We start from the raw sequence: 12,440 nt of genomic DNA, 5'->3' as shown, positions 1-12,440 counted from the left end.
AAGCTGCGTTGGCCCCTTGATTCACGACCGATTCTCGCGAGCCAGGCAGCAAACGACCTTCACTCGGCAGCGGCTGCGCGACGATGCGCTTGACTTGAAGCATCCCTCATTCGCTTCGTCGGTAGGAGGCTCCGCGGCCGGCCAATGAGATATCCCTGCATCTCGTCGCAGCCTTCCTGGACCAGGAGGGCCATCTGAGCGCTCGTCTCGATTCCTTCCGCCAGAACCGGAACTCCGAGCCCATGGGCAAGACCGATCACAGCCCGCACGATCGCGAGCGAACGCTCGCTCTGGCCGAGCGAGGCGACGAAGGACCTGTCGATCTTGATCCGGTCCAGCGGAAACGCTTCGAGATAGGACAGCGAAGAATATCCTGTGCCGAAATCGTCCAGCGCGATCAGGACACCGAGTGCCTTGAGCGCCTCCATCGTTCGCTTGGCTCGAGGAACATCTTCGATCAGGACGCCTTCGGTGATTTCCAGCTCCAGGCGAGCCGCCGAAAGGCCGCTCTGCCGCAGCGCCTGGCGGACCTGCCGATCGAGGTTTTCGCGGCGGAACTGAGCGGCCGAGACGTTGACCGCGACCCGTAGCGGCTGATCCCAGGAAGCCGCTTCCAGGCAAGCCTCCGTCAGGACCCAGTCGTCAATTTGCGCGATCGCGCCACTCTGTTCGGCGATCGGAATGAAGTCTCCAGGCGGAATGACGCCGCGCACCGGATGCCGCCAGCGAACCAGCGCCTCGTAGCCCAGCAGCGCGCCGTCGCGGTCCTGCTGCGGCTGATACTCCAGGTACAGCTCTCCCCGCTCAACGGCGCCTCGCAGATCGTGCTCCAGCGCGCGGCGGTTGCGCAGTTGCTGGTCCATGGCGCTGGTGAACAGGCGAATGGCACCCCTGCCCTCGTGCTTGGCCCGATAAAGCGCTGCATCCGCGTTTGCCAACAGCGCGACGGCATTGTCCGCATCTCTCGGATACAGGGCGACGCCGACACAAAGGTCGATTTTGAGGGCACGGTCCTCGACCTCGATCGGTTGCTCGAACTGTTCCCGCATGCGCGTGGCGAGCAGCTCGGCGGTCGCTGGCAGCGGCAACTGATCGGCGATCCCGATGAATTCGTCACCGCCGACGCGCGCCACGTAGGCCCCTTGCGCGGCCTCCTGCAGCCGTCTTGAAGCTTCGCGCAGGACGGCGTCGCCGACGGCGTGACCGAAACGGTCGTTGATCTCCTTGAAATGATCGAGGTCGATGCAAAGCACGGCGAAGGCGCCGTCGGTGATCTCCGCGCGCTCGATAGCGGTGCCGAGCTGCTCGTCCAAGGCAGCCCTGTTGGGCAGCTCGGTGAGGGCGTCATGACATGCCAGATAGCTAATCCGCTGCTGTGCTCGATTTCTTTCGGTCACGTCGAAGGCCACACTGACATGAGCCGGTTGCCCATCATACAGCAGCGGCCTGGAATCGATCACGACCTGAATCGCTTCTCCGTCGGCCGTCTTGTGCAGCTCGCAATCCCGCTTGCCATGCTCTTGATCATGAGATTCCAAGTCATGCTCGTACATCACCAGGAGGTCCTGGCGAGAATAGCCGTAGTGCCGGCACATCGCGCCGTTCACAGCCAGCAGGCGCCCCGTGGTCGCCTCAGCCACCCACATGGGAAGAGGATTTTCCTCGAAAAGGAGGCGGAAGGATGCCTCCCGGCGCTTCAGGTCAGTGATGTCGATCCGCACTCCGATGCTGCCTCCGTCACTGGTTCGCCTTTCCTCGACCCGGACCCAGCGGTCACCGACCAGATGCTGCTCATGCGAGTAGTGCGGCAATGCGTGGCGGGCCAGGCGGTCGGCAAGCCACTGCTCTTCCCGCCCCACGGCCTCCGGGTACTGTCCCGCCGCCAGGCCGGTGCGAAGAATGGTCTCGAAAGGAGACCCGACGGCAAGTGCTTCGCGGCTTGCCGCGTAGAGGTCGGCATATCGACGATTCCAGAGAACCAGACGATCGTCCTTGTCGAAAACAGCAAGCCCTTCGGGGACCACATCGAGGGCCTCGGTCAGGTGGGTGTGAGCGGCGCGGGCAGCTGCTTCGGCCTGCTCGGCCGCGGCCTTGGCTTCCGTAAGAGCCCTCTCGGTGCGATGACGCTCGGTGATGTCCTCGTGGGTCGCGACCCAGCCCTTTCCCTCCATCGGGCGATGCCGGATCCGCACCATCCGGCCGTTGCTCAATTCGACGGTCGTATCCGAGCTCTCGGCGATGATCGGAGCGCTGTTGCGCCAGACGAGATAGTCCTCTTTCGCCATCTTCGGCGCGCTGCCGACCGAATAGCGGAGATCGACGATGTCGTTCAGCTTCATGCCGGGCCGGACCAGCTTCGGATCCAGATCGTAGACCTCGAGATACTGCCTGTTGCAGACGATCAAGCGCTGATCATCGTCAAAGAAGCAGAGGCCTTGGGACATGTTGTTGAGCGCCCTGTCGAAGCGCTCCGCGAACGCGGTTGCAGTCTGCTCTGCGGCCCGCGCGCGATCTCCCTCCGCAGACAGTCGTCCGTGGGTCTCGACCAGCTTAACGAAGGAGCGGAAATTGGTGTTGATCATCCTGGCGAGCAAAGTGAGCAGCGCCAGCAGATTGATCCCGACCGAGACCAGGACAGCATCGCCGGAGAGCAGCAGAAGCGTCGCGATCGGTGCGCCGGCAATCAACATCACCAGACGAGACGCCGGCGGGAAACTGCCAAGACAGTAGGCGATCCCGACGCAACCCATGAAGAGGAGCAGAGCAACCGATGCGCGCAGGCCGGGCTCGACCGTCATGAACAGCGCCAGGATCCAGGTCACGAAGCCAGCGCTGAGCACCACCGCGGCGAGGCGAACTCTTGCGAGTTCTCGGTACGATTCGGCGGCGGTCAGGTCGGCGTTCCTCAACCGGAACCACTGGGCCACCCGAACCAGGCAGGCTGCCAGGAGAACGGCCGGCAAGGCAAATCGCAGCCAGATGGACACGGTGTTCGGAAGGACCAGGCCCACACTGACACTGTTGACCAAGAGCACGGCATAGAGAACCGGCACCTGCTCGCGGAGCACGCGGAACTGCTCGACAAGCACGGAACTGCCGAGAGGATTGGTCGTGTCGCCTATAGCGAAAGAAGCACGTAAGCGCGCGAAGAAGCCCATCAGATCGTCCTGCCCGGCCCGAGGCTAGGGGAGAGAGACGAAGGACCCGTAAATGCAGGTGGTGTTTCAGGCCTTAACGGATCGCCGCTTGCGCATCAAAGGACAGGCTCAGGACTAACATATGTTAATCGCAGGGAGGTCCGCAGCACAGCAGTGCGTCTCCCTCGTCGCAGTTGAGAGCAGGCGCTGGTAGTGACCGATCACCTTCTGACTGCCTCGAATGAGGAAGTCGTGGATGCCAAGCTCGAGTGCTGTGCTTGAGGCTGCATCGGAGCTACCGCGCGCGGAATGCCTCGCCGAATTCCGGTCCCGGTATGATGGTCGCTCGCTCTTCATGGCATTGCCAAGAGGGCGGCCCTCGCGGGCCGCTCTCTGACGTTCAGCTCGTTGCCGCAGGTCCCGCGGAATGGGGCGCCGTCTGCGGCCAAATGCCGGAGGGCGCGGAGGCCGGCGGCAGCAAGGTGTCGATCTTCATCGTTGCTGGCGCGGGCTGCCACTTCAGCCACGGCATCGTGTCGAGATAGCGGATTGGCGGCAGTGGCAGTCCAGTGAAGGCGCCCGGTGTAGCCTCGGCTCCCCGCGGGCTTTCAACGCCGTAAGCACCGAAGGCCGTCAGGGATATTGCGCTGCCCATGAGCAGAGCGAGCAGGCCTCGCCGCAGATTGCGGTTGGTCTCCGTCCGGGCGGAGAACGTATGGTGATGGCTCAGCATCTATACTCCTCCAATCGTTCGAAAACAGATCCAGGCAAGGGTGACCAAGCTCAGGTAGAACATGAACCAGTGGATCGCGTCCTGTCTCATCCTGAGCCGACGACGAATAGACTTGTTCATGGCAGACTCCTTTTCAGAAGTGATCCTTTCTCCTCTCGTTGGGAGAGCCCGGCCTTGATCGGCCGGGCTCTGTTGTTCAGAAGTCCATGACGGGAGCTGCCGGAGCCGGTTCAGCTTTCTTCGGCTTCTCGGCCACGAGCGCCTCGGTCGTGATCAGCAGCGATGCGACCGACGCGGCGTCCTGCAACGCGGTGCGGACGACCTTGGCGGGATCGATCACACCGGCTTTCACGAGGTCCTCGTACTCGCCGGTCGCCGCGTTGAAGCCCCAGTTGTAGCTCTGGTGCTCCAGAAGCTTGCCGACAATCAGTGAGCCATCCTCGCCGGCGTTCTGCACGATCTGCCGAGCCGGCACCTGGATGGCGCGTCGAACGATGTCGATGCCGGCCTTCTGGTCCGCGTTCGCGGTCTTGATGGCCTCGAGCGCTTTCAGCGAACGCAGAAGGGCGACCCCGCCTCCGGGGAGAATGCCTTCCTCCACCGCCGCGCGCGTCGCATGCATGGCATCGTCGACGCGGTCCTTGCGCTCCTTGACTTCGACCTCCGTCGCTCCGCCCACGCGGATGACCGCGACGCCTCCGGCAAGCTTGGCGAGGCGCTCTTGCAGCTTTTCACGATCATAGTCGGAGGTCGTTTCCTCGATCTGGAGCCTGATTTGCTGGGCGCGCGCCTCGATATCCTTCTTGGCGCCCGCACCGCCGACGATGGTGGTATTGTCCTTGTCAATGACCACCTTCTTGGCGCGCCCGAGCATCTTCACTGTCACTTTTTCCAGCTTGATGCCGAGGTCCTCGCTGATGACATTGCCGCCGGTCAGGATCGCAATGTCCTCCAGCATGGCCTTGCGGCGATCGCCGAAGCCCGGCGCCTTGACGGCCGCGACCTTCAGTCCGCCGCGCAGTCTGTTGACGACCAATGTCGCAAGCGCTTCACCTTCGATGTCTTCCGCGATGATCAGGAGCGGCTGACCGGACTGAACGACCTGCTCCAGCAGCGGCAGCATGGTCTGCAAGCCCGACAGCTTCTTCTCATGGATCAGGACGTAGGGATCCTCGAGCTCGACGCGCATCTTCTCGGTGTTGGTGACGAAGTATGGCGAGATGTAGCCGCGATCGAACTGCATACCCTCGACCACTTCGAGCTCGGTATGCAGGCTCTTGGCCTCCTCGACGGTAATCACGCCCTCGTTGCCGACCTTGTTCATGGCGTCGGCCAGGAAGCGGCCAATCTCGGTATCACCATTGGCCGAGATCGTGCCCACCTGGGCGATTTCGTCGTTGGAGGTGATTTTCTTGGCGTGTGATTTCAGGTCGGAGACGACAGCGTCGACAGCGAGGTCAATGCCACGCTTCAGGTCCATCGGATTCATACCGGCGGCGACGGATTTGCTGCCTTCCCTGAAGATGGCCTGGGCGAGCACAGTTGCCGTCGTGGTGCCGTCGCCCGCAAGATCATTCGTCTTCGACGCGACCTCGCGCACCATCTGCGCGCCCATGTTCTCGAACTTGTCCTCCAGTTCGATCTCCTTGGCGACGGTCACGCCATCTTTGGTGATGCGCGGCGCACCGAACGATTTCTCGATGACGACGTTGCGCCCCTTCGGACCGAGTGTGACCTTCACCGCGTTTGCCAGTGTGTCGACGCCCCGCAGCATGCGCTCTCGGGCCTCGGTTGCGAACTTCACGTCCTTGGCAGCCATCTTGATCTCTCCTTTCTCTATGACTGTCGGCGCGCTATGCGGCCTTCTTGACGGCGCCTGCCTTGTCGACGACGCCCAGAAGGTCGCTTTCCTTCATGATCAGGAATTCCTCGCCGTCGATCTTGACCTCTGTGCCAGACCACTTTGCGAACAGGACATGGTCACCGGGCTTGACGTCGAGTTGAACGAGCTGGCCCTGTTCGTTGCGCGCGCCGGGGCCAGCGGCGACAATCTCGCCCTGCTGCGGCTTCTCCTTTGCTGTGTCCGGAATGATGATACCGCCGGCGGTTTTCTCTTCGGCGTCGAGACGTCGCACGAGCACGCGATCGTGCAAGGGACGGAAATGCATGCACATCCTCCTTGGGTAGGTTCAGCGATGTCCAAAATCCGGGTCCGTAACGGCCCCCGGGCGGAAAAGCACGTAGGAGCGGGGGAACCACTTTCAAGAGGAGGGAAGAAAATTTTTTGCGGTGCAGGCCGGCGCGTCGCTGTCGCGCGCGGCTCGCACCGGAGGCTCCCCCCGGGCATCCGGAATTGCTCGCCGCACGTTGAAAATTGAGACCATCAAACCGAGATGTTTTCTCGGCCCGGCTGCTGATCCAGCGATCAGCAGCCGGCCAGCGCCGTTTGTGGACTGCTTCTAGGATGCGCTCGCTGAAGCAGCCTCAAGATCCGGAAGGTGTGCGGACAGCATCGTCTTGATGCGCTTCAAGGCGCGCTGCTCGATCTGGCGGATACGCTCGCGAGAAATCCCGAAGACATGAGCAAGATCGTCGAGCGTGCTTTGCTCCTCCGCCATGTAGCGGGCTTCGACGATGGTGCGTTCTCGCGGAGAAAGCGCACTCAGCGCCTCCGAGAGCGCGGCCTTCCGCCGTTCACGGTCTCCGGTCTCCATCAGCAGGGTTTCAGGATCAGGGGATGAATCGACCAACCTGTCCTGCCATTGCTGGCCTTCTTCGTCGCTGAGTTGAACGTTCAGCGTCAAGTCGCCGCGGATCCGCCGGTTCATCTCGACGACGTCGGCTTCCTTGACCTGAAGATGCTCGGAGATCTGCTTCGCCTGCTCCGGCGAGAGCTCGCCATCCTCAGGCGCACCAAGGCGTCGCTTCAACTTTCGAAGGTTGAAGAACAGCTTTTTTTGCGCTGCAGTTGTGCCTAGCTTAACGAGTGACCACGATCTCAGGACGAATTCCTGCACGGACGCCTTGATCCACCAAGCGGCATAGGTCGCGAGGCGAAATCCCTTCTCGGGGTCGAACCGCTTGACGGCCAGCATCAGTCCGACGTTGGCTTCCGAGATGAGGTCGGTGATGGGCAATCCATAGCGCCGATATTTCAGCGCGATCTTCGCGGCCAATCGGAGATGGCTCGTCACCAGACGGTAAGCAGCTTCGCGATCCCCGGAATCCCGAAGACGCCTCGCATACATCACTTCTTCGGATGCATCGAGCAGCGGGAAGCTGCGGATCTCCTGCAGGTACCGGGACAACCCGGCTTCCGAATGGATGGCAGGAAGGGCTGACTTGATTGACATGACTTGCCCTCCTTCAGAAACCATCGCCGCCCTCGAGCTCTGGCGAGCGGGCAGAGGGAATATGCGGCCACGAGACCCCACCGACGTGAGTGAGACCGATCGACTGCCAAACGACGTTACGGGTAGCTTTCATATCCAAATCCTCCATGGAGCAAAATGGTACGAGCCGCCGTGTCGCCTGGCTCAGCTGGGCCCTGAGGCGCCCAAGGACGCGCAGGCCGGCGGCGCCCAAAGAACCGCGAACCCAACGGGTTGTTCCTCGTATCAGCTCGCCAATTCGTCGGAAGCCAAACTGTCGCGGCCCGACGAGGCCGGGACGTTTGCGACGCACGGGGCTTACTCCAGAGAGCGGGCGATGCAGCAGCCAAATCTGGAGGGCTGCACTTGTTGCCGAAGCAACCGATCCTTGATGTCAGGGGGTATTGCGGCGTTTTTGACAAAGGCCCGGCAAGAACCAGGCCTTCCTTTCATCACCAGTACCAGTACGGATCAACCGGCGGATAGTAGCGGACGGCCCGATACGGGCGCCCGTAGTAGTAAGGCGGGCCGTAGACCGGCCCATAATAGACCGGTGGTGCGGTGGCGGCCGCCAGTGTTCCAGCGAACAGTCCGAGAGCAAGCCCGGGACCGATACCCGGACCGCCCCAGCCATGATGACGCCAATGGGCCGAAGCCGGCGCAACCGATCCGATGAGGAGCGTTGCCGCCGCGACGACTGCAAGAGCAAGCTTTCTCATGTCGTTTCCCTCAATTTACTACGCGCAACTGCGCACTTGTCTCCTTGTCATGGTCCACTTCGCCGAACCTCGGTTCGGCTATTCACTGAATTAGAACTGTAAGGTGCGAGTTCAAGTAACCCGTCGATGAGACCTGTCGATCTTGCCGGCGTTCTGGCGGAGCATCTCCCGGATCAGCAGGTCAATATCGCTCTGCTCCAGCGTCCCTCTCGAGGAGCCTCTTGAAACCTGGCCAGTGTGTTCTAATTCGAAGTGTGCGGTGCGGATCGCGCTGCACTCCGCGGGCCTGGTAGATTGGCGATGGACGATTATCGCGACCTCGTGACGGCTGCTCTGGTGCTGTTCTTCGCGGGTCTCATCTTGGTTGCCGGCCAACTCTATCTCGAACACAGCACCAGGCAGGATCCCGGCACGGAGATCGAACTACGGCATGTGCCGACGTCATCACCAATCTTGAGCTCGCGTGGGTCCAGCCGGGCTTGATGTCGGGGCCGCGCACGCCGCGCCGGATGTGCTTTCTCAGTGGTGGCGGGAGTCAGGCTTCCACTACATCGTCGTCGAACGCCTGCCGCTCCGTCCGACCGAAATTCGACAAGGGCGAGCGTCGCCTTCCATCCGTGGCAGCGATCCATACCTGCACGTCCTTTGGCTTGGCCAGATACGGCGCTGACGTCACCAGGACATCGCTGCCGGCCTCTGCATAGGCTGCAGCGTTGGCTGCATTGACGCCGCCGGCAGCAGCGATGATGGGGCGTTCGCGTGTATAGGCCATCGACGCCATGCGTTTGACCAACGCGGCGACCTCGGCTGGCGAAAACCTCTCCGCCTGGATCACGTCGAAACCGGCGACCGCGGCGGCAAGGGCCGCATCGGCCGTCTTCACCTCGATCACGAGTTTCTTCTCTGGCGCGGCCCGGCGTAATCGTTCGACCGCCTGAAACAGCGGCAGCTCGCCGAGAAACGCGCGGTGCTCGGGAAACACCAGCACGGTCTCGGACAGGCCGAGCCGATGCATCACGGCGCCGCCGGCCTTAACCGCCGCGACGGCAAAGCGCTTGGTACCCGGCACGTTCTTGCGGGTGCAAGCGACCGGAATCTGCGGCGCCACCGCCCTCGCCGCGTCGACGATGGCGCGGGTCTCGCTGGCGACACCCGACCAGATTTCGATCAGGGTCTGCGCGACCTTCCAGCTCCGCAGCAGGCCGGCGGCCGGCCCGCGTGCCTCGAGGATCGGCGCACCCTGCTCCAGCGTCGCGCCGGATGAAGCGAACAGCTCAACCTCGCAGCCGGCGAGCGCGATGATCGCGGCGGCATCCTCGACGAGCGCCAGGACCATCGATGCGCGCGCGACAAACCGCATGACGCCATCGATCGCACCGATGCCAAGCGCCTCGGTGGTAAGGTCGCCGTAAGGCACATCATCTTCCAGCAGACGCTCGAGCTCGGCACGCGATGCAACGGTTGCCATGGCCCGCTTCCTTTCATTGGCGTCGGCTTGCCGACGACTTTGTCGCAAACCCGACACGGATCGTCGGCGCTTCCGCCGCAAGGGACAGGAAGTTGCGCTTTTGACGATCAATTCTGCAAGGCGCGCACCAGACTCCGCCTGCCCTGTCCGGCACGCCGATTGCTGAGCCCGTAACGGCCGGCGCCTCGCGGCAATCGGGCTCGCGCGGGGGCGGCCACCGTCCGCTGGAGTTCATCATGAGACCGTTTCGCAAGATCGCCGTCGCCACGGGCTTGCTACTCGCATGCGCCGAGGCGCAGGCTGCACAGACCAACGTCGCCGTGGCCGCCAACTTTGTCGATGCCGCGAAGGAGATCGCCGCCATCTTCAAGCAGAAGACCGGACACGAGTCGCGCTCAACTTGTCAGCATTGCTGCAAAAAGATTCCGTCGCACTTGCCCGCTTTCTCAGCCGTTTCGCGGATTTTACCATCGCAATGCGCGGCGGGCATAAAAACGAGATTTCCGCCTTGATCCAGCGCAAATCGAACAAGCTTCTTTTTGCGACCGATCCGAATGGCGATCACACGTGCTGCCCGCCGTTGATCGGTACTTCCGCACCCGTGACATAGCTCGCCGCATCCGAGCACAGGAAGAAGATCACTTTCGCGACCTCGTCCGGCGTACCGACACGATGCAGCGGTATGATGGGCGCCAGCCTGGCTTCGGTCTCCGGCGACAGGATGTCCGTCTTGATCTCTCCGGGGGCGATCGCGTTGACGCGAATACCGAACGGCGCGTAGTCGTGGGCCATTTCGCGGGTGAGGCAGGCGAGCGCGGCCTTAGAGGTCGCATAGGCGGTGCCGGCGAACGGATGCACCCGGGAGCCCACGATCGAGGTGACGTTGACGATCGCGCCGCCGTCGCGCTTCAGCTCGTCGAGCAGGCCCTGCGCGAACAGCACCGGCGCAAGCAGGTTGACGTGGAACACGCTCATCCAGGTTTCGACCGGCGTCGTCAGCGAATTCAATCGCGTGCCATCGGCGGCCTTGGGCGAGATGCCGGCATTGTTGATCAACGCATGTAACGGGGCACCGTTGAGCCGCTCCTTGATCTCGGCCACCGCGCGCGGCAGCGCGCGATGGTCGCTCAACTCGACCTGCACATGGTTGTCCGCCCCCGAATCCCATGGACACAGACCACCGTCGAAGGGCTGGCGGGAACAGGTGACGATCCGCCAGCCGGCCTCGGAGAACAGCTTTCCCGTCGCGTGGCCGATGCCCCGGGACGCACCGGTCAGCACCAGCGTCTTCCGCTCGCCAGCTTGCGCGCGCGACTTGTCACCGTGGAACGGACACAGCGCGACGTCGGATGCCGGCGGGCCAGCCGACGCAGCATTGCGATCCAGCAGATCAAGCGTCACGGAAGCTCCTCACTGCGCCCGACGGGACGCAAGTACAATGACGACGCGGGGAAGTTTGCAGGAATTGGGCCACCGGCGGCCACCCAATCGCTGAGGTTTTCGCTGCCTTGTGTCGGCTTCGCGACACGCTGCAGGATTTGCAACATGCGCGCGTGCGCTTTCGGACCAAGCGGCGCGGTCGCTGCGTTCTTCTCCTTTGTCAATGTTGGCCGGCAGTTGAGGGGCGGTTTTCAAGCGTTCTAAATGGCCCGGCTCTTGCTCCTTCCGTTGCAAGCTCGATGTGCCTCGCTGCACCTTCCCTGCAAACGCGGTTTCAGATGCTCCAGCCGAATGACCACCAGCTCTTCGCCGTTATCCTCGGCACCAACGAGATCGCATCTGCAGTCGCCATCCGACTCGTGCGCGCCGGATATTGCGTTGTGCTGTCCCACGATCCCGACCCGCCGGTGATCCGGCGCAAGATGGCGTTTCATGACGCCCTCTTCATCGACACCATGCAGGTCGAGGACGTCGTCGCCGAGCGCGTCGACAGCGGCGTACAGGTCTATCAGGCGCTACGCCGGCCGGCGCAGGTCATGGTCACCTGGCTCGGCCTGCTCGATCTGCTGCCGGTACGTCACATCGACCTGCTGATCGACGCGCGCCTGCAGAAGCGCCGGATCACGCCCGACCTCAGGCGGCTCGCCCGCCTGACCATCGGGCTCGGCCCAGGCTTCTCGACCAACTTCAATTGCGACCTCGCAGTGGAGACAAGACCGGGCAAGATCGGGCTCGTGACCGACACGCGCTGGACCGATGCGGCCGATGGTGTAGCGAGCTCGCTGGGCGACGTCGGCGCGGAACGCTTCGTCTATTCGCAATTCGCGGGACGCTGGCACACGCCGATCGAGATCGGCACCCGCGTCTACCGCGGTCTCGTGCTCGGCCATCTCTCCGGTGCTCCGCTGCTCGCGCCGCGCGACGGTATCTTGCGCGGCATCGTCCGCGACGGCAGCGATGTGCCGGCCGGCGTCAAGTTGCTCGAGATCGATCCGCGCGGCCGCGATGCCCAGTGGACCGGAACGGACGACCGCGGACGCGCCATCGCCAACGCCACCATCGCCGCCGTCAGGCTCCACGCCACACGACGCGTCACGCAGCGGAATCCGGCATGATCGTCTGTTCCTGCAACATCATCAGCGATCACGACATCAGGGACGCGGTCGTCGCGACGGACGACGCACTGTTTTCGCCCGCTCAGGTCTACGACTGCCTGGGATGCACCGTCAGGTGCGGACGATGCTCGCAATCGGTAAGACGTATCATCGATGAGTTGCCGCCTCGCGACATGCGATGCACGAAACACCCGAACTCTCTACCGGCGTCGTCCTCACCCGGCGCGATCTAACCGACGAACTTCGCTTGCTGCCAGAGCCTTTCGCAAGACCGCCTGTCCCTTCTTTGTGATGCCTGCGACCGAACGACGGAGATCACCCGTCAGCGCAAGGAGGGCGGCCCCGCTCCGGGCGTCGCCGCAAACTGTTCGCGCATGATCGACAGCAGCTTCGGACCTGCAAGCCCGCGCAATTCTTCCGGCGCATTGCGCGTGAACTGCCTGCCGATGTCGCGAGG

11 protein-coding genes and 1 pseudogene are annotated in these 12,440 nt (G+C 63.0%); 4 read left to right on the top strand and 8 right to left on the bottom strand.

Features of this window, described 5'->3' with window-relative positions:
• Positions 1-59: 59 nt before the first annotated feature.
• The 6 genes from ACNJX9_RS05000 to ACNJX9_RS04975 form a co-directional block, all read right to left on the bottom strand.
• Positions 60-3,158: an EAL domain-containing protein gene (locus tag ACNJX9_RS05000; protein WP_439408018.1), complete on the bottom strand. Its 3,099-nt coding sequence runs from the start codon at positions 3,156-3,158 to the stop codon at positions 60-62.
• A gap of 379 nt (positions 3,159-3,537) precedes the next feature.
• Positions 3,538-3,870, bottom strand: coding sequence for a hypothetical protein (locus ACNJX9_RS04995; RefSeq protein ID WP_057759560.1), 333 nt, complete (start codon positions 3,868-3,870; stop codon positions 3,538-3,540).
• Between the two features lie 196 nt (positions 3,871-4,066).
• A complete protein-coding gene (gene groL / locus ACNJX9_RS04990) occupies positions 4,067-5,689 on the bottom strand; it encodes a chaperonin GroEL (protein WP_439408017.1) in 1,623 nt (540 codons plus the stop codon).
• A 34-nt stretch (positions 5,690-5,723) separates the two neighbouring features.
• Positions 5,724-6,038 carry a co-chaperone GroES gene (groES, locus tag ACNJX9_RS04985; RefSeq protein ID WP_439408016.1) on the bottom strand — a complete coding sequence of 105 codons (315 nt, stop codon included), beginning with the start codon at positions 6,036-6,038 and terminating at the stop codon, positions 5,724-5,726.
• A gap of 291 nt (positions 6,039-6,329) precedes the next feature.
• On the bottom strand, positions 6,330-7,247 hold the full coding sequence (gene rpoH / locus ACNJX9_RS04980; protein WP_439410010.1) for an RNA polymerase sigma factor RpoH: 918 nt from the start codon (positions 7,245-7,247) through the stop codon (positions 6,330-6,332).
• A 446-nt stretch (positions 7,248-7,693) separates the two neighbouring features.
• Entirely contained in the window at positions 7,694-7,960 is a 267-nt protein-coding gene (locus ACNJX9_RS04975; RefSeq protein ID WP_083514881.1) for a hypothetical protein, read from the bottom strand.
• Positions 7,961-8,260: 300 nt separating this feature from the next.
• On the opposite strand from ACNJX9_RS04975, the gene ACNJX9_RS04970 reads away from it, so the two are divergent.
• On the top strand, positions 8,261-8,443 hold the full coding sequence (locus tag ACNJX9_RS04970) for a hypothetical protein (RefSeq protein ID WP_157083817.1): 183 nt from the start codon (positions 8,261-8,263) through the stop codon (positions 8,441-8,443).
• Between the two features lie 52 nt (positions 8,444-8,495).
• Here the strand turns inward: ACNJX9_RS04970 and modD are convergent, their stop codons facing one another.
• On the bottom strand, positions 8,496-9,428 hold the full coding sequence (gene modD, locus ACNJX9_RS04965; RefSeq protein WP_439408015.1) for a ModD protein: 933 nt from the start codon (positions 9,426-9,428) through the stop codon (positions 8,496-8,498).
• A gap of 236 nt (positions 9,429-9,664) precedes the next feature.
• On the opposite strand from modD, the gene ACNJX9_RS04960 reads away from it, so the two are divergent.
• Positions 9,665-9,940 carry a hypothetical protein gene (locus tag ACNJX9_RS04960; RefSeq protein WP_439408014.1) on the top strand — a complete coding sequence of 92 codons (276 nt, stop codon included), beginning with the start codon at positions 9,665-9,667 and terminating at the stop codon, positions 9,938-9,940.
• 49 nt (positions 9,941-9,989) lie between these two features.
• Here ACNJX9_RS04960 and ACNJX9_RS04955 read toward each other — a convergent pair whose 3' ends face one another.
• Positions 9,990-10,829 carry an SDR family NAD(P)-dependent oxidoreductase gene (locus ACNJX9_RS04955; RefSeq protein ID WP_439408013.1) on the bottom strand — a complete coding sequence of 280 codons (840 nt, stop codon included), beginning with the start codon at positions 10,827-10,829 and terminating at the stop codon, positions 9,990-9,992.
• Positions 10,830-11,146: 317 nt separating this feature from the next.
• On the opposite strand from ACNJX9_RS04955, the gene ACNJX9_RS04950 reads away from it, so the two are divergent.
• Both ACNJX9_RS04950 and ACNJX9_RS04945 read left to right on the top strand, forming a co-directional pair.
• Positions 11,147-11,983 (top strand): xanthine dehydrogenase, encoded by an 837-nt coding sequence (locus ACNJX9_RS04950; protein ID WP_439408012.1) that lies wholly within the window; start codon positions 11,147-11,149, stop codon positions 11,981-11,983.
• Positions 11,980-12,141, top strand: a pseudogene (locus ACNJX9_RS04945) ((2Fe-2S)-binding protein); the annotation flags it as partial. The gene ACNJX9_RS04950 and the pseudogene ACNJX9_RS04945, both read left to right, overlap by 4 nt.
• Positions 12,142-12,440: the final 299 nt, after the last annotated feature.

Source organism: Bradyrhizobium sp. BLXBL-03 (assembly GCF_051853015.1).
Classification (GTDB): Bacteria; Pseudomonadota; Alphaproteobacteria; order Rhizobiales; family Xanthobacteraceae; genus Bradyrhizobium; species Bradyrhizobium manausense.
Note: the sequence above shows the minus strand (reverse complement) of the source record. Positions and strands in the feature narration are given on the sequence as shown.

Excerpts from the sequence above, each read along its gene's own strand:
- groES (WP_439408016.1), bottom strand. The coding sequence starts at position 6,038 with ATGCATTTCCGTCCCTTGCACGATCGCGTGCTCGTGCGACGTCTCGAC.
- ACNJX9_RS04975 (WP_083514881.1), bottom strand. The coding sequence starts at position 7,960 with ATGAGAAAGCTTGCTCTTGCAGTCGTCGCGGCGGCAACGCTCCTCATC.
- ACNJX9_RS05000 (WP_439408018.1), bottom strand. The coding sequence starts at position 3,158 with ATGGGCTTCTTCGCGCGCTTACGTGCTTCTTTCGCTATAGGCGACACG.
- ACNJX9_RS04960 (WP_439408014.1), top strand. The coding sequence starts at position 9,665 with ATGAGACCGTTTCGCAAGATCGCCGTCGCCACGGGCTTGCTACTCGCA.
- rpoH (WP_439410010.1), bottom strand. The coding sequence starts at position 7,247 with ATGGTTTCTGAAGGAGGGCAAGTCATGTCAATCAAGTCAGCCCTTCCT.
- ACNJX9_RS04995 (WP_057759560.1), bottom strand. The coding sequence starts at position 3,870 with ATGCTGAGCCATCACCATACGTTCTCCGCCCGGACGGAGACCAACCGC.
- modD (WP_439408015.1), bottom strand. The coding sequence starts at position 9,428 with ATGGCAACCGTTGCATCGCGTGCCGAGCTCGAGCGTCTGCTGGAAGAT.
- groL (WP_439408017.1), bottom strand. The coding sequence starts at position 5,689 with ATGGCTGCCAAGGACGTGAAGTTCGCAACCGAGGCCCGAGAGCGCATG.
- ACNJX9_RS04970 (WP_157083817.1), top strand. The coding sequence starts at position 8,261 with ATGGACGATTATCGCGACCTCGTGACGGCTGCTCTGGTGCTGTTCTTC.
- ACNJX9_RS04950 (WP_439408012.1), top strand. The coding sequence starts at position 11,147 with ATGCTCCAGCCGAATGACCACCAGCTCTTCGCCGTTATCCTCGGCACC.